Consider the following 26,240-nt stretch of genomic DNA (forward strand, 5'->3'; position numbering starts at 1 on the left):
AATATTAGAGATGGCAAACATAAGGATCAAAATATCCCATAAAAAAATGGTCTCCTAGAAAGACCATTTTTTTAGAATGAATTACAGTTTGTTGGAAATTACTCTGTCCAGAAACTTATCTGCGTCACTATTGAATTTCCATGAAACCCCAAACTTATCAACCAGCATCCCAAAGCACGAAGACCAAGGAGTATTGGATAACGGCATCATAACATGGCCGCCGGCAGACAAATGATTGAAGTACTCTTCCAGTTTTTGTTTATCATCAATGACTAGACTAATCATTACATTATTTCCTTTGACCAATTCGCCTGTTACCGCCTGCATAGAAGGCAAAACATCCGACATCATGATTTTCCCGCCTGCGAATTCAATGGAAGATTCCATGATCATATTCAACTCATTTTCGGGCAGTGGGTAGTTTGGATCTTGTGGAAAATCTTTAAATTTAACCTTTTTCACTTCACTTGCATTTAAAGCCTCCGCATAAAATTCAATTACTTGTTCTGCAATTCCATCGAAGTTTAAATATGCAATAGCTGTCATAAAGCAATACCTCCTTCTTGTGATACATGTAGTATAATTTATAAAAGGTGACAACGGTTTGTCACCATTTCTTAGATTAAGTATAGAAAAAAATGGGGGCAAATATGGATAAGGTTGAGAGACTCATTTCTATCATCATGATATTGCTGAAAAAAGAGGTCGTTTCAACAACAGAGTTCGCACAATTATTTAATGTTTCCAAAAGAACGATTCTTCGCGATATGGAGACACTTAGTTTATCAAACATCCCGATCTATTCTGTCAATGGAGTTAATGGTGGTTACGGCATTATGGATGAATACAAGGTCGATAAACGTCTTTTAAGCAGCTCCGATTTAGAGAATATATTAACTGCGCTCGGCGGATTAGAAAAAATCCTAATTAGCAAAGAAGTTGAAATGACGATTAAAAAAATAGAAGCAATGGTTAGCCCATTGTCTCTGAATAGTTCAATTCAACTGTCATTTTATGATTGGGAGGGTCGGTCTGAGATACTTGAAACCTTGAAGACATGTCAAGAATCCATATTAAAGAGAAGGTTGGTTTCATTTGATTATATCGATAAAAATGGCATTACGACGAAGAGAATTGTCGAACCCTATCAACTTCATTTCAGCGAAACGAGCTGGTATCTGAAAGGATTCTGTTTACATCGTATGGGATATAGAAGGTTTAAATTATCTCGGATCGATCGTCTTACTATGGATGAAAACACATTTAACCCCAGAGAATATCGATTAGAACAAGAACACGAAGCAAGTTATCAACCGCAGCTTGTCGCTGTTAAGGCATTGATCACGCCAGCATAAAAGATCAATTCATTGAAAGGTACGGTCGAAAAAGTATTGAAAACTATAGTTCTGAATTTTTATTAGCAACAATTTATGTTCCTCAAAACAATATCGGATTTCAATTTTTAGCGAGTTTCGGCACAAATCTTAAAATCGTAGAGCCCAATTCATATGTGGAGGACTTTCGAAACTATTTAAACCAAAATCCTCAAGCATTAGATCTCCCCAATTTCACTTCTGTATCACGCCTCGCCCGACTCACTCATGATTTCTCGCATACCTTTCACGATTTGTTCTCTTTCTGTTTGTGCAAGAACATAAAGCTGAGGTGCTCTCGGGATTTCGAATTTCAGATGCGAGTGAGGAATACTCGTAATCAGGGTACCGAGCGGTTCGTGACGTTCATTGCGGATCACATTCCAAAAAAGGCGGATGCGATGGTCCTCTGTGCCCCATTTCTCCAGGGAATCGCTGAATTTCAGACATTTACCGATGATGAAATTATCTTCCTTTACAGGTCCAAGCGCCCGAAATCCGGCCTCCTCCAAGCGATCAAACAAAGGCGGCATAAGCTGATCAAGATATAGACCATACGCCGCATCTTCAATCTCCAGGAAAGCCTGGGCCAGTTGCTCATACCTTTCCTTATACAATTCCTCCCACACGGCAGCAATGTAGCGATTGCCTGCCTCACCGATCGTCTCCATTGACATGCCACTCTCCATAACGGGTAATTGTTTTTTCATATGAATGAACGCCTCCATCACTTTTTTTCAACTTCAGTCTACAACATAAAAGCCAATTGAAAGGTTTAATCCGAATTATCCTTGATATAAGACCATACTTTCGGTTAAGCTTTACAAACAACTTTAATGTTATAACAAGGAGACTCAAGCAAAGGAATATGAGACCTAAGGATCTTGCCAGAACATTTTCCATCAGCACAAGCACATTAAGAAACTATGAGGCAAAGGGATTGATTCCTCCGGCGCAACGAACAGCGAGCGGTTACCGCAGCTATACAGACAAGCATGCCGCCTACCTGGCTTGCCTGCAAAGCATGGCCCCTGCTTTTGGCATGGACGTTACGGCAGAGGTGCTTCTGGCTATCCAATCCCAAGACATCGACAAAGCATTATGGAGAGTGAAAGAAAGTGAACTACAGCTCTACAAGAGCAGACAATTAGCCATGCAGAGCCTGCGGGAGCTTAACGAAGAAGAAAATTCTGAAAATAGCGAGCAAGCCGATACCCACTGGATGACCGTCGGTAAAGCTGCTATGGCCTACGATGTGCCAGCCACAACCTTGCGTCATTGGGAGAATGTCGGACTTATCGCGTCCAAACGTAACCCGGACAACGGGTACAGGCTGTACAACCGTTTTCACCTGCGAAAAGTACTGCTCACGCGGACTTTACGTTCAGCGACCTATTCTGAAGATACAGTACGCCTGAAGCAGGCAATTGCCGAATTGGATGAACACGACCTGGAGCAGGCGAGTACAATTGCCGTCCGTTTATTGGAGTATTTTGACGGAATAAACCGTGCGCAGCTTAAAGCTTTGTTTCATTTGCACCAGCTCATAGAATATGTAACCAACCATGATTGTTGAAGCATTGCCGCCCCTGAAACAAAACAACCGCCTTCCTGGGAAAGCGGTAAAGCAGGGTTACAGATTGATTTAGGGTTGGCTCAAAATCATGTCCACATGGGGAATATTATCCTCCAGGTAAACGTCCGAAACGGCTTGGAAGCCAAAGGAGCCATAAAAGCTGTGCAAATAATTTTGCGCCTGAATCTTGACTGCTGTCTCGCCCCATTCTTCTTTCAGACAGGCAAGCGCCCTCTTCATAAGCTCTTGCGCCAGTCCTTGTCCTCTATACGTTTCCTTTACGAGAACCCTGCCAATAGAAGCCTCCGGATAAGAGATTCCAGGCGGTAAAAGCCTGCAATAAGCAGCAATTTCCCCGTCCGCCTCCAGAAACAGGTGGCGGCTCGCCTGGTCTTTGCCGTCGATTTCCGGATAAAGACAATCTTGCTCCAGCATAAATACCTCGATACGGGCTTGCAAAATCCGGTATACCTCGCGGCCCGTCAATTCGTCAAAAGTCTTCAATTTCCATTCCATGGATTACACTTCCTTTCCCTGATGCCCATTATAACATCTCAAACATGGCACGGAAAAAGATGTGACAGACAGCCTCCAGCTTATTATTTTGGAAGTTTGATACTCTCCACGTAAACAGGCTTTTATCTGCTTTCAGCTTGTCATACTCATAACTTGCATTGAACAGCAATCCGCTATCATTCAGCAAAACCGTCTCTGTAAATTTTGTGCCAACAGATGTATAGGTTCTGGTTACTTCTTCCATTCTTCTTGAGTGTAGCGCTCCTTCTCTGCTGCAAAAAGACTGCTTGGCTCACTGGCTTGCGGGGAGCTTTGCTTAACACCATCTACAACGTTCCCATTTGCATCCGTAAAATATTTGACAAACTCTTTCCCATTCCAAAAAGCCGACCTACTGGCTAAACTCGGCGGTTCTGTATTTTTCACATATTCTATTTATTCAATTATCGAAATGACTGATGATGAAAAGCAGTGATTTGCTTAAACAACGCCCGCCCATCTTCAGTGACAGCTTGACTTGAAGCCTGGGTCAAGGGAAAATACATCGCCTGATACGTTTCCGGTATCCATTTGTACGTGTGGACATAATCGGTCATCCGAAAACCGCATTTTTGCCAAAATCGTTTGCGAAGATCATTCTCAGGCAGTTGCTCGCTTTCCACTTCTATGATCAGCTCTTCTAGCTGAAGCTCCGATGAAGCCCAGGAAGCCAGTGCTTTTACCAACCATTCCCCGAGGCCCTGGCCTCTATACTCCTCTTTAACCGCCAAATAATCAATAATCAGTGCTTTACCATTCTCCGCCTTGCCTGTAATGGCCATGGCTGCCACGGCAGACTTATCCACCACGACATGCAATAAGCTGAGCTTCCGGTCAAACATCTGCTTAATAATCCGGTCTGGCTTGCGGCCGTGCTCAAAAGATTGATGATAAATCAGCCTTGCCTCCGGCCACCATTTTTCGTCCAGCCTGTCCAAGGTAATCAGCTTCAATTGTTCTGCTTCCATGTTGGTTTGTACTCCTTCTTGCTGTTCTCATGATCTTGTTCCTAAACGACAATCCGCCCTATGCAGTGCCTGGATTCATGAACGCCACACTCGAGGGATCGATAGAGCAGGTGACTTCGGTATTTAGTTTTACAAATTTCGTCTTAATAAGCAAAAGCAAATTTGCTAACTTTTGCTGGCCTTTTTCAGTTGAATTTTTGCATTCCTTGAGCCACGAATACAATCTGCCTTGGCATCAGGTTGTTAATCTGAATGGGGGATCACGATTCATGCGGTATACATATGATTTATGGAATTCATTTTTAAAAGTGTAAAGCAGCATTCCAACAAATTAAGCGGTGTTGAAGGAGTGCTGCTTTTCGATTACATTAATAATTTTATGAGGCCTTATATGGGTGGGGGATGTGTCCGCTGAATCCTCTCCCCTGCCAACTACTTCTCGTGGACCAAGGACCACAAGGCCGAAGTGTGAATATGATGTATACACCTAAAATAACCGCAAATCTTTATTTGTCATTAGAAATTTCTCTTGCTCTATGTACTATTGTCTTTGTAATCACACTTTTATTATGTATTTGATAGATTAATCCATATCTATGAATGAAAACTTCCCGCAAATTAGAATCGTCCATTTCTCGAACAATTCTCCCTCTTTGCGGGAAGTCAATTAATGATTGAGCTTTGTTCATTACGTCTTAATAAAAAGGCCATTCCATAATTAACAGAATCTTGTGATATAAATTCCTCAATGTTTTGTTACTCTTAAAATGCCCTAACCGTCCAGACTATTGATTGTTCTTGTTATCCATCCTCGCATTGATTTCATCGTGAGTAAAAAAATTCACTTCGTCAATATTCTTCTGCCCTATTTCAATTTTAGAGCGGACATATAAAGTATATCGAATGTCCTCAATAGTACAATTCTCCGGAAGTGTATCAATCATTTCTTTGACATCATCTTTAAGCATGTTGAAATCTCCTCAACTACATTATTTCACACTGCTTTTGATTGGATGAATTAACTCATTCGCTTCGCTCTTTCACATAACGTATCTATAATTATGAGCCCCGAAGGGCTTGTCTGCTGAAGTGGCTCTTCGTAATCCATCTTACAGACCAAGGCTCCATGAAGCGAGCATGAATATTATGTTAGGCTGAGTCACATCTTCTTTGATCAGGCGTAAATCGCTATTGGAATCACTTGAATCGAGGGCCCTTTAATCTCAGTAACCAAATCTGGCATATTAATTCCACTTTCCGATAACCCTTTGAAACTCTCCACCAAACTACTCATAACATCAGTATTAAAAATACCAAAACTTGTTTTTCGCAAAAGATTTATACTTTCTTCATTTTCCGATTTAACAACCCTTATCACTTTACCTAACACTTTGAATTTGCCATCAATGATTTCATGGGCATCTTGCTCATTGAAATACTCTAGATTACATGAAAGAACAGCTTTAACTCCATTATCTAAATCAACAACCAAATCAACTGATTTAGATCTGGTCAGATCATTCAATACTGTTTTCATTTGTTCTAATATTATTTCACTTTCATTATGTTGTTTTCTACCATTGTTTCGTGCTTTCGCTTGTGTCTGATCTGTCAAAGGAATAAATGATTCAAAAACCTTAACAAATATCTCCATAGTATTAACCATGGGATTTTTTCTTAGTACGCCCTCAAATTCAACAAAATCACCTGTACCAATTTCATTTTCTTGAAGTGCTTCTAATGACACGAAATTTATTTCTGATTGTTCTTGTAATGTAGTTTTAAGTTTTGAAAATAAAGAAGCTGGTGTGTGTACTCTCTCTTCCGAAAATTCCTGCGTGTTATCATTTTTAGAAGACTTTCCAAGTTTACCTGATAGTGATACACCCAACAACGAAAATAAATTACTTGCGTTTAACGACCCACTAGCCTCAGAATTTTTGGACTCTGAATCCATTGATTGACTTTTAACAGCACGAAACTTAGAAAACCCATCTTCTAGGATAGCCAGAAGATCAAATACGATCTGCTGATTTAAATAAATTGGAATGTTTAGATTTTTCGATTTCATTTTATCCTCTCCTATTGTGATTTCCTCTAACGTTTCCTATTCATAAACCTCAAAGGGGGTGTTTGCTGAATTCTTCTCAAAATTATCTTGCAAACATAGGCTCCATTAGGAGACACAGCTTAAATATTATTATTTCTTAGTGTAACTGTTTAATACTCAAGTTAATTCTTCTTTTTATTTTATCAATTGATATTATTTTTGCTTGTAATTCTTGAGTAACCACTAGTTCTGTCGTAATATCTGCTATATAATTTCGTGAGATTTCTGATACATGGATCATGCCAGTATAGCTGTCTCCAAAACTAACAAATGCTCCATACTCTTTTATTGAATTAATTTTACATTCAACAATATCTCCACGTTTATATTCTTTTAAGAAGCTCTCCCACCAAGATTTCTCCATACCTTCAATTGATTGTTCAATGCGTTTTATATTAAAGAAAAATCTACCAGTAAAGTTCTTTTTAGAATATTCGACCATTTGTTTACAATAATTCAATTTACTCTTATCAGTCTTACAAATCTCAACACATAATTTCATTACTTGCAATATAGCAACCATAATATTATGTTTAGCACCCGGTTTAAATTCATTCAAAGTTTTATTTTTAACAAGCTCAAAGAGTTCTCTACCATATTCGTTAAGCTCTTTATTTAAAGCATTAAATGAGAGTCTTTCCTTGGCTTGAGATTCTTCTGTCTCACTATTTTTTTGTTTTGTGTTCATTATAATATTACAGGTATATCCAACGGTCAGTGCAAAAAGCTCCAAGAACTTTGGATCTGACTTTTTATTTTGATGAAAAAATTGCTTTAAATTTTTCACGGCTTCTTTTTTATGTTCCTCACTGTTAGACCAAAGCAATTGTGCATATATTTTGTTAACTTCAAAGTCATCACGAAACGCATTGTAATTGTCCTTGAACACATTTATAGCTGCTTCGGGATCTAGTCTGTCGTTGCTAAGATAGCTCGTCAAGTTGATAATAGCAGCCCTTTTAACGGACTTTGGACATTTTTTTTCATTGAGTAAACGCTTATATTTTTCAGTTGTTTCTTTTTCATTCCCAACATTTCTGCTCTTATTTGCTTCATTTAGCATCGCATCATAAATACTACCTTTAACATCTGTTCCACCTATACTATCTAAACGATTCTTTACGGTATCTCTGAAACCCGGAGGACGGTTTTGGTAATTAGTTAGCATCATATTCAGCAATTCTTTCGAGTAAACCCTACAATACATCTCATCGTATATTTCTATAACTCTTTGATTTGTAAGTTCTTCAACCGCCGCTGGAATCAGTTCATTCTGAGATGTGTCGTCCTTCATTAACAAATACTCTAAGACACTATTTCTAAAAATCATGTCACTCTCATTAGCTATTTGGGATATACAAACGAAAGCATCTTGAGCTTTTTCTGAAAGATGTTCATAGATTTTTCCGTAGAGAAATTTCTGAGCATTTTCACTAGTACCCAAATTTTTAAGCAAGCTATCTGAATAGTCCCGTTGAGCAAATAAATGAGCAAACTGATAAATAAATATAGGGCGCCCTGATGTCGCATCATGGATTTTATCACTTACGTTTAGTGTACTTGTTAAGAGTTTGTCAATTCGGCTAAGATGCTCTGGGTATTCATTTTTTATTACAGATTTCAAGAAATCCATTGTAGCAGCTTGACTGTTAAATTCGGTGGTAGAAATATTCTTCCCAATAGACAATCTTTTGTTACGTGTAGTTATTACTACTTTATGATTCAATAAATTCAAATCACCTATAAATAAATTTATTTTCTCCTTTTCACGATCATCAAAAGTTTCGTAATCATCAATTACAATCAACACTTTACCGTTATTGAATTTTTTTATCTTATCCTCAAATGTCCTTAAATCACTTTCTTCAGCATTTATAGTTCTTTCGTCAAATATTACATTCATAATGCCACTAATAATTTCTTTGTACGTTCTTATATTAGTTATTTCTTGAATATATCCCGATTTTGTATCATACTTCCGATCTTTAGCTGTCATAAAAATTATATAAGAAAAAAATCTTTGAGAATTGTTATAAAAATCATTACATATGCTTTGAATACAGGCGGTCTTCCCTACACCACCATGACCCCATATTGTTGCAGAGACTGATGAACTGTCTCTTGTTAAAAAATCAACAACTGTTTTTTTTACGGTCATATCAATGAATTGTGTATAGTTTTTTTCAAAATAATTCATAATGGTTCCATTCCCACTTATTCTTCGATGTTCCCCATCCTCGCTTATCATTACCAATTCTGGGAAATGAACATTAAAATTCTCTGTATCAAATAACCTACAAAATTTTACACCGCCAGATAATTTTTCGAATAATGAACTAAATACATAAACACCATTACCTTTTTGAGTTAAATAAATAAAAGGAGATATTTTATAGTATGTACCCTCAATACATATAAAGACTCGTTCTATTACATTGTTCTCTTCCCCAATAAGTTCTTTTGGACAAGACCATTTAGCAGGCAATCCACCGTCCTGTAATGATAATCGAATCCCTTTATAGCTATGTTCCGATTCACTCTCAACCAAAATCACATCAGAGGGTTGTTTCAGAATGTAAACAAAGTCATATAACTCTAAAAACATCTGATCTAACTCATTCTCAATATTTTCTACCTTGTCGCTATGAGTATACCCATGGCCTATGGCTTTATTTCTTACATTTGGGTACTTGTCTAGAATTTTTTTAGCGCTTTTGTGGATTTCGCTATTAATATCAAGAATCCTTATGGCCTCAACCACTTGCCCGATACTAATTCTATCTAGATTAGCAATTATTCTTTCGCGATTATTTAAATCAATTTCGTTTATGTTTTTATTCCATAAATACCCAAAAATCAAAAACAATGAATACTCTATTCTTTCCCTTAATAAAGTGAGTTTTTCAATGGTACCAGATTCGCTCACATCAATGTTCCGGTTAAGTTTATTAATTATATAATCCATATACTCCTCCAGTTTATGATATATACCGCAGCGCTAAAACGTAGATTTTTCGGCTTATAATCTCATTCAGTAATAATGTATTCAGTTAAAAATAGGGCTTCACACATCTCGTTTTCTGTTTAATACAAATTGTGAGGAAAAACTTTAGATACATACTTACATGAGAAAAATTACACAATCTGTAAAATCCTAGCTTGAATATATTGTACCTGAGGGACCAACCTATAAAGTTCCTTTATGAAATCCATCTTGCATACATCGGCTTCTGTGGAGACGGTTCAATCAACTCTCACTATTATTCTGGTACATATTTCAAGCAAATTTTGTAATTGCAATAAAATGTATCTATCCGCTCACTCGAAGTCGCAGTGCTGATACGTTTCGGGTGGACTTTCCTACAACTTTGATACTGTTCAGCACCGTCCAAATTTTCTATCCAGAACTATTGTCTGCTTGGTATGGACCAAACCTCCTCCCGTTCCTCAGGCTCCGTATCTACACTCGTGCACCGATCATTTTTCATCAAGTAGAGTGGATTAATCTTCATCTCACTTGCCTCCCTAGTATATCAGTCATTCAAAAAATAGGAAATCCAATCCCACAAAAAAAAGGGCCTTAAGAAGGAAATTTCTCTTAAACCCTGATTCTTTCGACGCATATGTTGTTTCACCGTTTAACTTTAAATTTTTCATTTTAATAAATCCCTTTCCGTTACTTATTCAGTCTCTCTGTTTATACAACACCTCAGTAAATATGATGATTTTGAACAACGGCAGAATTACCATGCGGCGCCTCGTATTCTCACAAAAAAGTTCTACCACACCTGAATCAATGTTGCTGCTTTCATGAACGTGTGAATTCTGAACCTATGAATGTCATTGATAGGCTTTATATACGAATACGGATCAACCAATCTATAGTTCAAAGAAAGGACAGAACGAGGATACCTCGTCTGTCCTTTCAACGGCCCAACTTTATCAATTATACAAACACAAACCATCAGCTGCTAAAGTACGCTTCACTGTCGATATCCGGAATGAGCTTTGGCTGGACGGGACGCACCCTGAAGCGTTCCTGGGTCAGAGTGCTTGAGGTCGGATTGTCCATCGTAACAAAGTGCGCCAGCCAACCAAAGTGATCGGCGGCCTCCTCAGGGGACTTGCTGACGACAGGCACATTAAGGCGCCGGCCGATTACGGCAGCGATGTCGCAAAGCGGCACACCCTCATCGCCGATCGCATGCAGTCTGGTACCGGCAGGTGCAGACTCAAGCGCCAGCCGATAGAGAAGCGCCGCATCTAGCCGATGCACAGCAGGCCAACGGTTAGCTCCATCACCTACATAAGCGGAGACACCCGTTCTGCGGGCGATATCGATTAAAGCTGGTACTAAGCCCCGGTCACCATCACCATGCACCGATGCCGGAAGCCGCACCACCGAAGCCCGAACTCCGTGCGAAGCCATAGTTAACGCCGTCTCTTCCGATGCGATGCGGGCGGCTGAATTGGGGTCGGGTTTATCATTTTCGGTTCCGAGACGGCCCGGGGTAAGGAGAGCAGTTACTGAAGTAACTACTAAAGGCCGATCAGAACCGGCCAATGCCTCCCCGAGCACCTTGACAACTTGACTATCTTTTTTGTTGGCACCCGCATAATCCGAGAAATCATGAACGAAAGCAGCATGGATCACGCCATCTGCAGCGGCTGCTCCGCTGCGCAGACTGTCGAGATCGTCAAGAGATCCGCGATGTACTGCTGCTCCAGCCGCGGTGAGCGCTGCTGCTGCCACTTCCGAGCGGGCGAGGCCTACCACCTCATGCCCCGCTCCGATCAATTCCCGCACGATAGCGGACCCGATAAAGCCAGTTGCCCCTGTAACAAAAACACGCATAATGAATTCCTCCTACACATTAAGTAGTAAAGCCATAAACATATTTTAGACCAAGCATCGTCAGGATGTTTGCCTGTTCCACGCTGCTTCTTGCCTGATCCACCGGAAAACAGTACAACCTCAGATCAACATAAATAGCTCTGAACTACTCATGTCCAATACAACAGGTTCTCGGGTTTGGAAGAAAAAGAAAACCCGCTAGCCTTATGGCTGCGAGTATAAAGGAAATCGTAGCGTATACACTTCAGCCGGACAAGTCTGACGCGATGGAGATCGAAACGGTGAAAGCCGAAGCTTCATGCCAACAGTTTAATTAGTCCAGCATTTGTGTCTGTTGACGCCATCTGGCGATATCTTTGCTTGGCGGACTGCCAAAAAAGCGGCTGTAATCGCGGCTAAATTGAGAGGTGCTCACATACCCCACCAGCCGGCATGCCGTGGTTGCATCCATTGAAGCGGATAACATCAGACGCCTTGCTTCATGAAGACGCAGCGCTTTTTGGTACTGCAGCGGGCTCATCGAAGTAACTGACTTAAAATACTCGTTAAATGAGGACACACTCAAATGCACCAAATCAGCCAAGTCCGCGACCTTCATCTGCTGGGCAAAGTTGCTGCGGAGCCAGGCAATCGCCTTTGCAACCCGCTGCACGCCCGAATCAGCAAAACCGATTTCAGCGGCATGAACGCCTATAGGACTTCGCAGGACACGTATCAATATTTCATCCACCACGAGCGGAGCAACCAATTCGGTGTCGCCAGGATCGGATAAACACTCCACCAGCCTACTCACCGCACTTATAACGCTCAGGTCAGCGTTCGTGACATAACCCGCGCTCCGCTGACGAATGGGAGGCAACCCGTGAGGATACACTTTCAGGACCAGCTCGGCGATCCTTTGCGGGTTGAGATCCAGCCTGACACCGAGAACCGGTTCGGAAGGACTGGCAAGCGTCATCTGGGCAGCAACCGGGAGGGCAACAGGGACAATAAACATCTGCCCACCACCGAAAGAATAGACCTCATTCCCTACCGTAACGGCCTTTGTTCCTTGTGCAGCGATCCATAAAGAGGGCAGCTCAATGGTATGCACGTAGTCTGCGTCTATTTGTGAGTGGCGAGCGAGGAGCAAACCAGGGACAGGTTGGACAATAGCACCGTCATGTGGGACACGGGTGTAAATCTGACGTGCCAGTTGGGCCGTTTCTGCAGCAAGCATACTCTTGACATTACCCGACGTCTGTGGAACCGCATGTTCATCTAGCATCCTCATCGTCTCCTAAACAGCTCCTTGTTTCAATTGCGAAAAGTATACAAACAATTACGACAAGCGTCAAACTGCTCTCAACCATATCCTAACGTTCTATTAAACACATAATTAACTTTTCATTTGAATTCTGTTGATACTTATAGTGAAAAAAAGCAGGAACGCAGCCGTCATTCACGGACTGCGTTCCCTTTGAAAATCACAAGCTTCCAGCTTATTTTTTTGGAAGTTTGACACCATCCACATTAAACAGCAATTCGGATTTCCCATTCTCAATGGTATAGATGGGTGTAGCGCTCCTTCTCTGCTGCAAAAAGACTGCTTGGCTCACTGGCTTGCGGCGAGCTTTGCTTCATACCATCTACAACGTTCCCATTTGCATCCGTAAAATATTTGACAAACTCTTTCCCGTTCTGGATGGCAATGCTGGCTGTGCCATCCTCGGCCGAAGTAGCTGCACCTTTGTGGCGCGGGGACACCGTATCCCGCCACTCCTCAAAAACACTTACAAGCTTGCCATCCGGGCTAAATACTGTTCTTTTCATATACTCTACACTGGCAGCTTCAATTCCCGTACCACCGGACTGGACCGAAGCTGCGACTTCCTTGGAAGCGGCAGCCTCTGCAGAACCTGTCAAAAATGCGGCAGAGGCAGAAACGGCAACGACCAATATCCCTCATTCATAAAAAAAATGATAGGTTATAAGACGTCCAACCGCATGATAACCAATGCTCTCGTAAAGATTGGTAGAAATATGATTATCCGAATCTGCATGTAAGATGCAATACCTGTAACCTTTTAGTAAAAGTTGCTTACTTAATTCTGAAACGCAAGCACTAGCGTACCCTTTGCTTCGATAAGGCTTTGGCGTATAAACCATACTAATAATTGCACAGTTCGGTGTTTCTCTAACCTTCTTTGCCACACACACAATTTCCCCATCATGCCATACAAATAAATCTTCATTTAAGATTGATAGGTTTGCTTTCTTTCGAGCAACCTCAAAACTAATTTTTTGCCCTGTCTCTTCAAAAAATTTATAGATTATCTCTGATATGTTATCCTCCTCTTCAATCACAGCTTTTTTAAGCGTCCCGGGGATTGATTTTCGCTCAACAATACCATTGGTTGCATAAATGATCTGATCCACACGAACCACAGAGGACTGCCCGGTGCATGTTGTCCATTGTTTCGAGAAATAAGTCGATAATTCATAATCTGCCGTTACTCTCTTAATTTTCATGTTATTGGTCGACATATAATTAATTATCAGATCAATAGCGTCTACTTCTGATCCATATCCTATAATTGCGGTATGTGATCCTCTCATTGTAAATGTCAGGATTACCTCATTTTTCTCTTTAACAAGAAGCATACAGGGTACCTGACTGTCACTTGTATTCCCAATTACTGCTCGCAAAACCCCAATCGTTAAATTATTCTCTATTTCGGATTTAATTAGAAATTGTTCAGCCTCCGCATAAAACTCCTTAGCATCTGCATAATGAAATAATTCCACCTCTTCCCCTCCAGCTAACTTCAAAATCATTAAGAATATAGCTCGCCGCCTGCAATCCCGCCTTCCTTCCAAAGGCTCTATCAATTTTGTTAAATTTCAAGACGGAACGGACCTTCCGAAATGTCCCGTTTGCGTCTGACACTGTAAAATCTCATTGCTGCCGGGATGCCCTTGATCTCCAGCACACCACTATAAATCAGCTCTCTTAACCGGTATTCAAAATAAGAGTCTCCGACATATTGATCACACCAGCCGAGCGCTTCTCCGATGACCCGAGCTGATTTTAGGAAACCATTATTGCCCGCCGGAGGGGTGATACCGTCCAGCTTCTCCAATAGATACGAATCATAATAATCAGCCGATACCTCAACTACGGCATCGTTCTGCCAAATGCGCAGCACTCCGTCCTGCTCACAAATCACCTGCCATTCCTGTACAAAATGCATCATCTCGACGTCGTTCAGGCAGTTACTTTCATCCATGCGCATAAGTGCTTCCTGAAGGTTCTTAGCCGAAACTTCTCCCGAATACCGATAGGTGATAGATGCATCCGGACGATTATACAGCGCTTCACAGACTGCACAAGCATCGTATACTGCCACCGTATTGCGCTTATCGCGCAGCAAATACATGGCGTGTCTCATGCCTGCCTGCTCGAAAACATTGCTGCTGGTCCATACCACTATTTTTGCCTGTTCGGGAATCTGCTCTATTGTGTGAACCAGCTCATCGTATTCTTCTTCAAAATCGGTACAGTCTTCATAAGCATCTGTAATATTGTCGCGAAACCAGTCATTCCGCGCTTTTCTTCCTGCAGACGTGTCCAAGGCGCAGAGTGGACCGATGGCATAATTCTCACGCAGAATAATCATTTTATGCGTTTCTGACCAGCCAAGCCCTTTCAAGACCATCTTCATACTTCCGGCAAAGGAATCCCCGCAGACGATATGTACGTGGGCACAGGACGGAACGGGATCTCAGGAAACTTTTTTCCCTTGAAGCCCTATCAAGCTATCATAAAGCTCAATTAAACCGGCAGCAAATGCTTCGGGCGATTCTCCCTGCTCTTTCAGTATCTTGATTTCAGCTAATATCATCCTCAAATATGACCGTATGTCCTCCTCTCCCAGATAATCAACAGCTTGTCTGATTGCAAGCATATCCTTCATACTCATTAGATCACACTCCTAACTTCTTCAAAATATTCCAAAACGACCTCACGGAATTCTAGGGCAGCCCGTGATATGTAGCGGCTTTTGTGCCGCAACAAAGCAATCTCCCGTACCAGCTCGTGTTCCTCTACTCGAAGGTACTGAATCTGTTCCCGTGCATTCATTGCCGAGGCGGGCATAAAAGCGATGCCTATTCCAGCTTCCACAAAAGCGCTCAGTCTGGCAGGCTCATTCCCCTCGTACACATATTTGGGTACAAATCCTGCCGATTCGAATACAGAGTCCACCAGATCGCGAGTGTGGTAACCCTTCTTAACACCGACAAATGATTCATCTTTCAGTTCTGCCAGGGATACGCTGCTTCGGTCTGACAGTCGATGCCCCTTGGGAACGGCCACAAGGATAGGATCGCTGAACACGATTTGACATTCAATGTCATCTCCTTGTATTGGAGGTGAGGACAAGCCAAAATCCACCTCTCCGCGCTGAAGAAGTGTAAGCATTTCCTGCGTGGTCAGCATTTGCACGTGAAATTGGGTATGCGGATGCTTTTTCCGAAACTTGCTCAGGATATTGGGCAGCGTGCTAGCGTTGGTCACCGCCAATTCAATGGTGCCATGCTCCGGGCTGGATAAATCGTGAATCTCCTGCTTGCCCTGTTCCAATTCAAACAAAGCCCTTTCCGCCCTGCGCAGAAAACTGTGTCCAAACTCGTTCAATCGCAGCTTTCTCCCTGTTCGATCAAATAGAGGAACCCCTATATCCTCCTCCAGGCGTTGAATCGTTTTGCTGAGTGACGATTGTGTTACATGCAGACTTCGCGCAGCTTCGGTCATATGCTGCAAGCGGGCTACCGTGAGAAAATATTGCAGTTGCAGAAGCTCCATTGCGCCCCCTCCGTTCATCCCTTATTCACTTATTCCTTCCAGTCAATGAAATCATAGCACAAAATGCGTTGGAATAAATAATCGGGGTCAAGTACGATATCATCAAAACGTGTTGGAGGGGACAAAAATGGATGTTCGCAGCAGGTGGCTGTTAATTGCCGTTGGATTCGGGGTTCTATTAAATCCATTAAATTCTTCGATGATTTCTATTGCTATTGCAAGGCTGCAAAATGTGTACCACCTTGACTTTACAGGGGTTTCCTGGATTATCTTTTCCTTTTACATTGCAAGTGCTGTCGCCCAGCCTGTCATGGGCAAGGCCAGCGATTTATTCGGCCGCAGGAAAATATTCCTCACCGGGCTTGTTACAACCTTCGTTGCCTCCTTATTAGCTCCATTATCGCCAAGCTTTGGATGGCTTATCGTGTTCCGCATTGTGCAATCCGTCGGAACCAGCATGATGGTTGCCGTTGGAATGGCCATTGTGCGCATTCATATTACAGAAAAACAAGCAGCTGCGTTATCCGTTTTGTCCATTTTCCTATCTGGAGCGGCAGCTATCGGACCCTTTATTGGCGGGGTCTTGCTTCACTGGTGGGATTGGCCTGCCATCTTTTACGTCAATATTCCTTTCGTGGCGGCAAGCTTTCTGCTCTCCTGGAGGACCATTCCGAAAGATAAAGCACCAGCATCCGCTGCCACCAACATGTCCATACGCAAATGGTTAGCTCTGATTGATGTACCAGGGATTGTACTCTTCACAGTAGGTCTGGTGGCCCTGCTTGTTGGATTATTGTCGGCAAAATCATCCGGGCATGTCTCATTCATAAATGTTTTTGCCGGGCTGACAGGCCTCGTGCTGCTTGCGGCTTTCGTACGGCATGAGCTAAAAACAACGGCACCCTTTATTCCTTTGCGCACCTTCGCCAAATATCCTGCGCTGACTTGGGTTAATGTCGAATTTATGCTCGTTAACATCCTTTATTACGCTCTCTTTTTCGGGGTTCCATCCTACTTGCAATTGGTGCGCCATGTCAGTGAGTTCCATACAGGGATTCTTATGCTGTCTTTGGGCTTGTGCTCGCTCGTTGCGTCTCCGATTGCAGGACGATGGGTAGATCAATCGGGACCTCGTCCGGCACTGCTTGTATCCGGAATGTTAATGACATTTGGGGCCTTGTGGATTGTGACATTACATCCAGCTTCACCGGTCGCCAGTGTTTGTGTGGCGTTAGCTGCGTTCGGCATGAGTAACGGATTGAACAGTGTCGCTATGCAAGCAGCATTGTTCCAAAGTTCACCAAAGGAAATGGTCGGTGTAACATCCGGAATATTTAATACATCAAGGTATCTGGGAACCATTTTATCTTCATTGCTGATAGGGATCGTCATGGGAGACCAGCCCAGCTCTGGGGGATTTCGATGGCTGGGCATTATCCTCATGGTCATTGCATTGTCCTTGGTATTCATGAGTTGGCGGCACCGTGAGTCAGGACAATTGCAGGAGTCGTAGTGTCACCAAATACCCGCCGCTCACGTATCTCCGACGATATTGACGATATTATTCCGGGCGCCAGCGGCACCGTATTCCTGCCGCACATCGTCGGGCGCGCCCGAGCATTGGAGATTATCACTGAAGCTGCACTCCTTAGCGCTGAGAAGGCAGAGCGCTAAGGATGGGTAAATAGGGCACTTCCCGCAGACCAACTTGACGATTTTGTGGACGACTTGGCACGCAGAATCGCTAAAAGAGCACCAGGAGTGGTATGATGCGAATCAACAGTGCAAAGATGTCGCTGCTCACTTCCAATGACGGAAGATGAGCGGCGATTTCTTCTATATAATGGGCTTATCCGCATCTATAATCAGTCTGGTGCTCCTGCTCGACTGCTCGACGGCCTCGCCGGTGGCTGGATCGGTTGATTATTCTCTTATTTGCACCGGCAGTTCTATTGTAAATGCGGCTCCTTCTCCCAGCCTGCTGTGCACAGCGATCTTACCTTGGTGCATGTCAACAATTTTATGAGCGATGGCCAGCCCCAGACCGCTGCCTCCTACTGTCCTGGTCCGTGATTTGTCCGCCTTATAAAAGCGCTCGAAGATACGCTCCTGGTCCTGCTCATCGATGCCCGGCCCCGTGTCGGCAATACAGACAACGGCCTCATCCCCGTTGCTTGAAAGAAAAACCGATATGCTTCCACCCTCTGGCGTAAATTTTATGGCATTATGCAGGAAATTCACCCACACCTGGCCCAGCAGTTCCTCATCCGCGTTTACCTCGGTCTCATCCGCCTCCACGTCCATCTCGATGTTTTTGGCCTCCCATTGCGGCTCGCAGGCGAGAATAAGCGATATCAGTTGCTTGTCCAGCCGGTAAGGGGACGGGTGGAACGAATGCCGTTCCGAATCCAGAACCGCCAGCTTCATAAGATTATCGCTTAGCTTGGACAAACGTAAGCATTCCGTCTCGATGATCGTCAAGTACCGGTCCCGCTGCTCACGAACCAGATGGTCATCCTTGAGTGCCTTGGCGAATCCCATGATCGAAGTCAGCGGCGAGCCGATTTCATGGGATACGTTAGAAATGAATTCCTCCCGCAGCTCTTCCATAGCCTTTAAATTTGCCGCCATATCATTAATGCTGTCCGCCAGTTGGGCATAAGGATGCGGCCTTCCCTGTCCTTCCTTCCTGCCGTCAAAACCCCACTCCAGATTCACATGAAAATCGCCCTGCGAAATACGTTTTAATGCATCGATCATTTCCGTAAAAACGTGTTGGTTTCTATCTCCGAATAACTGGCTTATCGTCATGCCAATAATACCGAAGAAAACAAAACCAAGCGTTGTATTGATAAAAAAATCGATCAACCCATGGGGAGCCCATGCTATTCGCGCATAGACCGCCTTCGTAATATAGAAGGCGGCGCCCCAGCTAAAATATAGCATGCATAACAGCAGTACGACGCGCCCGAGGATATGAAGAAACCCCGGTTCCTGCTTCATTGCCGCACCTCCAGCCGGTAGCCCAAGCCCCGGATCGTGCTGATCCGAAAGGAGTGAGCTGCCTCCGGGAACCGTTCCCGAAGGCGCTTGATATGCACATCAACTGTTCTTTCGTCGCCCTCATAATCATAACCCCAGATCTGCTCGATCAGTTGGTCGCGGGTAAAGGTCTTGCCAGGATAGCTGGCCAGTCTGAAGAGCAGTTCGAATTCCTTGCGCGGCAGTGTAATCTCCTGCCCACCAGCCCGGCACTCAAAGGTATCGCTGCGCAGGACAAGGTCTCCAACCGCCACCGAGTTGGAGGCCATAATGCGGTAGCGTTTCAGTAGAGCCTTCACGCGGGCGACGAGCACCATGGGATCAAACGGCTTGACAAGATAATCATCCGTGCCAAGCGCGAAGCCTTTCACGATCTGTGAGGACTCTCCTTTAGCCGTAAGCATAAGCAGCGGCAGCTCGGTGTGCTCGCGCAGCTCCCGGCACAGCTCCCAGCCGTCCATGCCTGGCATCATAATATCAAGCACAACTAGATCCACTTTAATTTCGTCAAGGATGCGCAGTGCATCCAGTCCGTCCACGGCCTCCGATACTTCCAAGCCTTCCAGCTTCAAAAAGTGCTTAACCAATTCCCTGATATGCGGATCATCATCAACGACTAATACACGTGCCATTTCATCCCCCCTTCTGTAACGCTGATATCCCATAATATACCCCATAGTAAAAGTAAGTACAGTCGCTATAGTATAACGGACGCTGTCAGCCAGCAGTGCACCGGCCACAGGCGCACTGCGCGCGATTGGAAGTGATTTGAAACGTTGGATATAGAGAGGGTAGCTTACATTTATGAACTGAATATGAATCAAACGCAAAAAGGACTTAATGGTCCATGTAACTCATCGGATCACCCGAACAGGGCCGATAAGTCCGCTGGGTTCCTGCTGTGCAAAGGAAGAAAGGAAATCGCACTGATCCTTCACCAACGTATTCGTAACTTCAATGACCAGCCTGTTTGTGCCCTTCTTTAGCGAGCCGTTGATCTTCAGGATGTATGGCGGACAGATGCGGACACCAGCATGCTCACCGTTTAACCATACCTCTGCCGTCTCATAGACCTCACCCAAATCGAGCAGAACCTCGCTTGCGGATTCATCCCACTCAAATTCCATTTCATAACGGAAGGTGCCCGTGAATCGCGGCAGGCCATCAGGGCCGCTCATATTCGTTAAAGCCGCCCGCCGGCCCCATTCCTGAAAATAAGGATATTGCTCAGCTTTAGCGATGGATATGGTCCATTCCCCTTCAAGCTCAAAATCCGAAGCCGTTGCATACCGCAGCGGTGCAGCAGTATATCCTTCAAGGGCAGCTCCATGGAGCAGCACGATGGATTCATACGGATGCAGGGCAAGCTCGACCGTTATCGCACCGTCCCTCTCGGATGCATGCAAACAGGTCAAACGATTCAGGAAGGCGTCATAAGCATACACATCACCCTCGACAGGCAAAACCATCTTCGTGCGAATCGTTTGATGTGGGCTTTCGTTAAAAAACATAAAAACATCCAAACCTTCATGAAGATAACGATAGTTACGAAGATAAGGTTCATATGTTTCGACGATGATATCGCAATGTCCGTCTGCAATGAGTTCATTCGCCAACTCCTCCAGGGGTGCAACCGTAACATTTCTATGCTTGGCAAGACAAGATAGCTCGGCAGAAACATCTATACCCTCGCTCGATCGGACCGGCAGCCCGTCAACAAAACGAACAGGTAATCCCTGTTCGGCAAACTGGATCAAACGCCGCAGCATTGCCACCGGAAGCGCTTCAGAATAGGGCACGATCAGACACTTGTAGTCCTCGCGATGGACATACAACTTGTTGTCTTTCACACTGGACGCTTCCAAAAGAACATCGACAGGCAAAACGTCACAGTCAATCTGATGCTGCATCAATTTTTTCACAGGTTTATGAAAATACATCGATTCCCCGGACCATTCGGCCTCAGCGTGATATAGAACGGCTGCGGCCGCCACATGCCTTCCGCCTGAAATCAGGTGACTGATGCGATTAATATATCGATTTAAATGCTTGTAGTAACGGTATTGCGGATTTCTCCCGCCAGCATACATATGTGGCGGACAATCCGGATCCGGAAAGGCTTTTTGGGTAAAGGCATGCGGAACAAAATAGTTGACACCTCGCACGAGCATATGATCTGTGAGCCATTTCATCAGCTTTAGCCCTTCCGTCCAGCCGTATGCCCCGTACAGTTCGCACATCGTCCGGCCTTGTTTTTTCGGGTCGATATGCCCAAGCGACACAGCAAGCTTAGCGAGGCCATAGTGGTAGAACTCACTATCCGTCTCCCCCGTTGGCTGGCGGAAGGACAATTCATCAAAACCCGGAACGATCTGCCACAGCACCACATCGAGGCCCGACATATCTTGCCCCCAGAGCGAGCGGAAGAAGTGTCCGGTGCCGGAACCAAGTCTTGCATGAACGTTGTTGTCCTCGAGCACATGCCCGATGTATTCTACCCCGCGCGCTCTGCACCATGCTCCGATCTGGCTGCAGAAATAGTCCGCATAAAGCTTGCTGACGATATTCATATAGGTGTACCGCACAATATTCGATGGTTCTCCCGCATCCTGCCAGAGAAGGTATACAAGCTTGCGCCAGTCCAGGCCTAACGCCGCTTCAAGTAAAGCCGGCATCTCCCGGCTCCACGGCAGCGCCACGCCCTGTTTTCCTGGTTTAGAATTGAAGTCAAAGGTTTGCTCATCATTGTAGAATCCGGGTTCGTCTGAAAAAAAACCAGCAAATGTCTTTCCGAAATCCGTTTTGTACCGTTCGTAAAAAGCTTCATATACCGTATCAAGCAAAATGCGAACTGAATCCCGATCCAACGGGTTCAAATAATCCTTCTGCTCTTTACTGCCGCCATGCTTATTTTCGGAAATAATAAAAACCCGCCAGTACCCTTCAGGGATATCCCAATAAAGGATACCGTCCTGCACAAGATCAGTTAAATCGACACAGTCATTGAGCAATGCTCCATGGGATGGGTCGCGGCGGACCGCGACCGCTGAAACCAGCTTATTTTTGCCGCTCGCGTGCTGAGTCAACGAGATCGTCGGCCGCAGCCCGCACATCAGTAAGGTATCGAGCAGCAGAGATGCTCCCTTGGCAGGACCGAGGGTATCGATATAACGTTCACCCAAAAACATGCGATGAAGCTCTTCCGGGGCCTCCTTCACCTTGCCCCCCGCGTGTCCTGTCGGAAAATGATCGTCATCAAGAATCCATACCTTCATGCCGCGAGTCCGAGCTTCCTCCATAATAACGTCCATATCCATCCACCATTTCGGTCCCAGAAAATCAGGATGAGGCCGGGATTCCACACACACAGCCCCGATACCAGCCTCATGCACACGGGCCATCTCTTCCCGAATCACCTGTTCCTCCTCGCCATGCTGCCAGAGAAAAGGAAGAATATAATTTTGTTCTTGACCTTCAAGCACATCTTGTAGACGACTTCTCATGATTACTGCCCCTTCTTCACTTTGGCATGCCATTCTCTGGCCCGCTTCGTCACTTCTTCGCCACCCGACTGGTACCACTTATCGACGAATTCGTCGAACTTGCTGATCGGATATTGGCCAATGATAATCTTGGTGGCATATTCCACGTATAAAGTACGATTGTTAATGTCCGGGAAACCGTCGTATACGCTGGCCGGCATCCCGTCACCGGCAATGACTTTGGCATATTTCTGGGCTTCCTGCATATTTCGGGTGACCTGATCAATCGCCCATTTGCTGTCTTCTGATGAAGTACTATTGAAAAGATCGATGGTAAAATCAAGTGTGGCTAACGTTGAATATGGATTCAGGATTTGATTTTCCTGACTGCTCTTGTCATCAGGAAGCTTGACGGCTTTACCGTCCTTCATCGTATAATGCATACCTTCCACACCCAGGAACAGATCTTTCCAATTCTTCTTGTCGTACATGTTGTTCAGCAGCTTCAGGGTGGCCATCAGCTTGTTCTCATCCTTATTGTTCTTGATGACCCATTGCGGAGGCGCAAATCTTTTCATCGTGTAGAAGCCTTCATAACCCTCAACTTCCGGCACGGGCAGTACAGTAAAATCAGCCTTTACGCCCGTATTTTTGTTTAGATTCTCTAAAATCAAATTTCCATGCTCTACCCAGTGAAAATAGTTTCCTGCCTTGTCTGACTGAATCTTGCCGTCCCATTTATCCTTCGTGTTCAAAAGCGATTCCTTGTCGATCAAGCCTTCCTTGTACAGCTTAGAGACGAATTCCAAGGCCGCCTTCATATTCGGAGTCACTGCGGAATACGTCAGCTCGCCATCGTAAATGTCCCACTCCGGGTAGCCTTCGAACATAGCTACCCCGTACATGGCGAACAAATGATCCATCCAGCGAGCCTGCTCCCGACCGCCGGTTGGAAGCTCATCCTGCTGGCCATTGCCGTTGGGATCCTGATCCCGGAATGCCTCCAGCATCTTTACGTATTCGTCCTGGGTCTTCGGCATCGGCAGACCCACCTTGTCGAGCCAATCCTGCCGGATCATGCCGGCATATCTTCCGTAGTCCACCACACCGGGGATATAATAGATTCTCCCCTGACCGGTAGGGTCGTTCGCCTTGACCACATCCCACATATCCTGCGGAATGGCTTCCCATACATTCGGTGCATATTTAGGCAGCAGTTCTGTCAAATCCGCAATCGCACCGTTCTTGGCCAGGCTGTCTTCAATGCCCTGCTGGGGGATGAACAGGTCCGGCATTTCATTAGCAGCAATTTTCAGGTTTAGCTGATTCAGATAGTTGGTACCCCCGTTCCATTCCACATACGGATGGATGACACCCACGCCAAGCTTTTCCTTATAAAATTCATACAGCTTGCTGCCTTTTTCGATCGGCTGATATCCGATGTTGGTGCCCCATACTTCAATATCGACTACTCCGTTAGAGGTTTGGCTCTGGTCAGCAGATGAACCTTCAGAAGAGCCCCCACTGCAACCGCTTACAGTGCTAAGCGCGAGCATACCTGCCGCTAATAATAATCCGAGCTTTTTGAAATTCATATTTTCTCCTCCTTCAACCTTTTACGGAGCCGATCATGGCTCCTTTGACAAAATATTTCTGCAGGAAAGGATACACCAGAATGATCGGGATGATCGCAAAAATAACGGTCGCTGCTCTTAAAGTCCGCTCGTTATAATTAAGATCAACCGTGGATGGGGCGCCTGCCATAATCACGTTGCCGTCGGTGATGAACTGCCGGATCTTGATCTGCAGCGGAAACCAGTCCGGGTTCTGCAGGAAGAACAGCGGATGCTGAAACTGGTTCCACAGCACCACACCGTAAAACAAAGCAAGAGTTGCTAACACGGCCTTGGATAGCGGTAGCACGAACTGGAACAGCATGCGGAAATACCCGCAGCCTTCAAGCAAGGCTGCTTCCTCCAATTCCTTGGAGAATTGCTTGAAGAACGTTCTCATGATGATTAAATTGAATGGATTCAGAACATGGGGTATGACCAGGACCAACGGATTATCATAAAGGCCAACACTACGGACCGTCAGGAAGTAAGGCACGATAGGCGCTTTAAAAATCATAGCGATCACCACCCCCACCATAATGACGGAACCCCAGCGGAACTCGGACTTCGACAGCGGGTACGCAAACAGGGCAGTCAGCAAAAGTGCCAATACCGTTCCGATTAACGTCGTGCCAAGCGTCAGGAAGAATGATTTCCATAAGTCGGGACGGCCGATGATATACTTCCACGAGTCTAACGTAAATTGCTGTGGCCATAACGTTACCAGGTTCATGTCCACAGCACTCTTGGAACTGAACGAGGTTGCGATTACGGACAGGAGCGGTACGAGTGCGATGATAGAAAACAGGATGAGAAAGATTGTGATTGCCGTACCGAATACTTTTTCCCCTCTCGATTCGAGCATACCTACCATAGCCCCCCATCCGACACTTTTTTCGACAGCTTATTGAAGGTGTACACCATCATAAAACCAATCACCGATTGAAACAGCCCTACCGCCGTAGCAAAACTGTACTGCCCCTGCTGAATGCCGGCCCGGAACACATACGTATCCAGGATATCTCCTACGTTATAGGTCATCGGAGTGAGCAGGTTATACACTTGATCAAAGCCAAGATCCATAAAATTGCCTATTTCGAGCAAGAACAGCACCAGCACGGTAGGCAAAAGAAGCGGAAACGTAATGTGGCGGATTTGCCGGAATTTGGAGGCGCCATCGATCATCGCCGATTCATAAAGCTGCGGGTCGATCGCGCTAATGGCGGCCATATACACCACGGTCCCCCATCCGGCATCCCTCCATATCGAAGCAAGCACGTAAATCGGCCGGAAATATGCGCTTTCTTGCATGGCTAGCACCGGTTCATGACCAAACCACCCCATGACAATGTTGAACACACCGCTTAACGAAAACAAATCAAAGAGAATACCGCCAACGATCACCCAGGATAAAAAGTGCGGAATGTACAGAGCGGTCTGGATTCCTTTCTTGAGCGCCGATTTTCGAATCTCGTTGATCATCAGCGCCAGCAGAACAGGCACCGGGAAAATCAATACAAGCTTGAAAAATCCCAGCATCAGTGTATTGCCGAACACGCGGACAAAGTCTGGATGGTGAAGCAGGGTCTCAAAATGCTTGAGGCCTACCCAGGGACTATCGATGAACCCTTGGAAAACCGAATAGTCCTTGAAGGCGATGACGGCCCCAACCAGTGGAATAAATTTAAATACGATAAGAAAAACGATTCCCGGAACCGCCATCACATACAGCGGCCAATAAATCTTCATACGATGATCATAACTGCTTTGCAATTTTGATCCCTCCTGTGCGCACTTATTGTATTCGCTTACATTCACTA

Annotated in this window: 24 protein-coding genes and 1 pseudogene; 4 read left to right on the forward strand and 21 right to left on the reverse strand. The window is 44.7% G+C overall.

Translation table 11 applies throughout. The annotated features are described in order from the left end of the window. Positions 1-81: 81 nt before the first annotated feature. Entirely contained in the window at positions 82-546 is a 465-nt protein-coding gene (locus tag OIN60_RS15430) for a VOC family protein (protein ID WP_305755774.1), read from the reverse strand. A 104-nt stretch (positions 547-650) separates the two neighbouring features. On the opposite strand from OIN60_RS15430, the pseudogene OIN60_RS15435 reads away from it, so the two are divergent. Further along, positions 651-1,534: pseudogene (locus OIN60_RS15435) on the forward strand (helix-turn-helix transcriptional regulator); the annotation flags it as partial. Positions 1,535-1,579: 45 nt separating this feature from the next. Here OIN60_RS15435 and OIN60_RS15440 read toward each other — a convergent pair. Next, positions 1,580-2,083 carry a DUF6022 family protein gene (locus OIN60_RS15440; RefSeq protein WP_305755775.1) on the reverse strand — a complete coding sequence of 168 codons (504 nt, stop codon included), beginning with the start codon at positions 2,081-2,083 and terminating at the stop codon, positions 1,580-1,582. A gap of 158 nt (positions 2,084-2,241) precedes the next feature. Here OIN60_RS15440 and OIN60_RS15445 point away from each other — a divergent pair, with 158 nt between their 5' ends. Further along, on the forward strand, positions 2,242-2,949 hold the full coding sequence (locus OIN60_RS15445) for a MerR family DNA-binding transcriptional regulator (RefSeq protein ID WP_305755776.1): 708 nt from the start codon (positions 2,242-2,244) through the stop codon (positions 2,947-2,949). A 69-nt stretch (positions 2,950-3,018) separates the two neighbouring features. Here the strand turns inward: OIN60_RS15445 and OIN60_RS15450 are convergent, their stop codons facing one another. The 13 genes from OIN60_RS15450 to OIN60_RS15505 all read right to left on the reverse strand — a co-directional run bounded on the left by OIN60_RS15450 (position 3,019) and on the right by OIN60_RS15505 (position 16,283). Beyond that, positions 3,019-3,465, reverse strand: a complete 447-nt coding sequence (locus OIN60_RS15450) for a GNAT family N-acetyltransferase (RefSeq protein ID WP_305755777.1) — start codon at positions 3,463-3,465, stop codon at positions 3,019-3,021. Between the two features lie 443 nt (positions 3,466-3,908). Further along, the gene (locus OIN60_RS15455) at positions 3,909-4,472 is read right to left on the reverse strand and encodes a GNAT family N-acetyltransferase (RefSeq protein ID WP_305755778.1); all 564 of its coding nucleotides are present in this window, start codon (positions 4,470-4,472) and stop codon (positions 3,909-3,911) included. Between the two features lie 506 nt (positions 4,473-4,978). Further along, positions 4,979-5,161 carry a type II toxin-antitoxin system RelE/ParE family toxin gene (locus tag OIN60_RS22660; RefSeq protein WP_370872506.1) on the reverse strand — a complete coding sequence of 61 codons (183 nt, stop codon included), beginning with the start codon at positions 5,159-5,161 and terminating at the stop codon, positions 4,979-4,981. Between the two features lie 96 nt (positions 5,162-5,257). After that, positions 5,258-5,440 carry a hypothetical protein gene (locus OIN60_RS15460; RefSeq protein ID WP_305755779.1) on the reverse strand — a complete coding sequence of 61 codons (183 nt, stop codon included), beginning with the start codon at positions 5,438-5,440 and terminating at the stop codon, positions 5,258-5,260. A gap of 206 nt (positions 5,441-5,646) precedes the next feature. Beyond that, complete coding sequence (locus OIN60_RS15465) at positions 5,647-6,543, reverse strand: DUF6414 family protein (RefSeq protein WP_305755780.1); 897 nt, start codon at positions 6,541-6,543, stop codon at positions 5,647-5,649. Between the two features lie 136 nt (positions 6,544-6,679). Then, the gene (locus tag OIN60_RS15470; RefSeq protein ID WP_305755781.1) at positions 6,680-9,547 is read right to left on the reverse strand and encodes a S1 RNA-binding domain-containing protein; all 2,868 of its coding nucleotides are present in this window, start codon (positions 9,545-9,547) and stop codon (positions 6,680-6,682) included. A 999-nt stretch (positions 9,548-10,546) separates the two neighbouring features. Continuing rightward, a complete protein-coding gene (locus tag OIN60_RS15475) occupies positions 10,547-11,437 on the reverse strand; it encodes an SDR family oxidoreductase (RefSeq protein ID WP_305755782.1) in 891 nt (296 codons plus the stop codon). 313 nt (positions 11,438-11,750) lie between these two features. Beyond that, on the reverse strand, positions 11,751-12,704 hold the full coding sequence (locus tag OIN60_RS15480) for an AraC family transcriptional regulator (RefSeq protein WP_370872507.1): 954 nt from the start codon (positions 12,702-12,704) through the stop codon (positions 11,751-11,753). Positions 12,705-12,976: 272 nt separating this feature from the next. Further along, positions 12,977-13,375 (reverse strand): hypothetical protein, encoded by a 399-nt coding sequence (locus OIN60_RS15485; protein WP_305755784.1) that lies wholly within the window; start codon positions 13,373-13,375, stop codon positions 12,977-12,979. Positions 13,376-13,381: 6 nt separating this feature from the next. Beyond that, on the reverse strand, positions 13,382-14,224 hold the full coding sequence (locus tag OIN60_RS15490; protein ID WP_305755785.1) for a GNAT family N-acetyltransferase: 843 nt from the start codon (positions 14,222-14,224) through the stop codon (positions 13,382-13,384). A gap of 89 nt (positions 14,225-14,313) precedes the next feature. Beyond that, a complete protein-coding gene (locus OIN60_RS15495; protein ID WP_305755910.1) occupies positions 14,314-15,171 on the reverse strand; it encodes a DUF1835 domain-containing protein in 858 nt (285 codons plus the stop codon). A gap of 30 nt (positions 15,172-15,201) precedes the next feature. After that, complete coding sequence (locus tag OIN60_RS15500) at positions 15,202-15,399, reverse strand: hypothetical protein (protein ID WP_305755786.1); 198 nt, start codon at positions 15,397-15,399, stop codon at positions 15,202-15,204. Further along, positions 15,399-16,283, reverse strand: coding sequence for a LysR family transcriptional regulator (locus tag OIN60_RS15505; protein ID WP_305755787.1), 885 nt, complete (start codon positions 16,281-16,283; stop codon positions 15,399-15,401). The genes OIN60_RS15500 and OIN60_RS15505 overlap by 1 nt, the downstream gene beginning before the upstream one ends. Before the next feature lie 127 nt (positions 16,284-16,410). On the opposite strand from OIN60_RS15505, the gene OIN60_RS15510 reads away from it, so the two are divergent. Both OIN60_RS15510 and OIN60_RS15515 read left to right on the forward strand, forming a co-directional pair. Next, on the forward strand, positions 16,411-17,796 hold the full coding sequence (locus OIN60_RS15510; RefSeq protein WP_305755788.1) for an MFS transporter: 1,386 nt from the start codon (positions 16,411-16,413) through the stop codon (positions 17,794-17,796). Then, entirely contained in the window at positions 17,796-17,957 is a 162-nt protein-coding gene (locus tag OIN60_RS15515) for a hypothetical protein (RefSeq protein ID WP_305755789.1), read from the forward strand. The genes OIN60_RS15510 and OIN60_RS15515 overlap by 1 nt, the downstream gene beginning before the upstream one ends. A gap of 249 nt (positions 17,958-18,206) precedes the next feature. Here OIN60_RS15515 and OIN60_RS15520 read toward each other — a convergent pair whose 3' ends face one another. The 6 genes from OIN60_RS15520 to OIN60_RS15545 all read right to left on the reverse strand — a co-directional run bounded on the left by OIN60_RS15520 (position 18,207) and on the right by OIN60_RS15545 (position 26,169). Beyond that, entirely contained in the window at positions 18,207-19,286 is a 1,080-nt protein-coding gene (locus OIN60_RS15520) for a sensor histidine kinase (protein WP_305755790.1), read from the reverse strand. Continuing rightward, complete coding sequence (locus tag OIN60_RS15525; protein WP_305755791.1) at positions 19,283-19,957, reverse strand: response regulator transcription factor; 675 nt, start codon at positions 19,955-19,957, stop codon at positions 19,283-19,285. Before OIN60_RS15525 ends, OIN60_RS15520 begins: the two co-directional genes overlap by 4 nt. 222 nt (positions 19,958-20,179) lie before the next feature. Next, the gene (locus tag OIN60_RS15530) at positions 20,180-22,828 is read right to left on the reverse strand and encodes a glycosylhydrolase-like jelly roll fold domain-containing protein (protein WP_305755792.1); all 2,649 of its coding nucleotides are present in this window, start codon (positions 22,826-22,828) and stop codon (positions 20,180-20,182) included. Positions 22,829-22,830: 2 nt separating this feature from the next. After that, on the reverse strand, positions 22,831-24,402 hold the full coding sequence (locus OIN60_RS15535) for a type 2 periplasmic-binding domain-containing protein (RefSeq protein WP_305755793.1): 1,572 nt from the start codon (positions 24,400-24,402) through the stop codon (positions 22,831-22,833). A 13-nt stretch (positions 24,403-24,415) separates the two neighbouring features. Next, positions 24,416-25,285, reverse strand: a complete 870-nt coding sequence (locus tag OIN60_RS15540) for a carbohydrate ABC transporter permease (RefSeq protein ID WP_305755794.1) — start codon at positions 25,283-25,285, stop codon at positions 24,416-24,418. 2 nt (positions 25,286-25,287) lie between these two features. Continuing rightward, entirely contained in the window at positions 25,288-26,169 is an 882-nt protein-coding gene (locus OIN60_RS15545; protein WP_370872514.1) for an ABC transporter permease, read from the reverse strand. Positions 26,170-26,240: the final 71 nt, after the last annotated feature.

This window comes from Paenibacillus zeirhizosphaerae, assembly GCF_030705605.1.
Classification (GTDB): domain Bacteria; phylum Bacillota; class Bacilli; order Paenibacillales; family Paenibacillaceae; genus Paenibacillus; species Paenibacillus zeirhizosphaerae.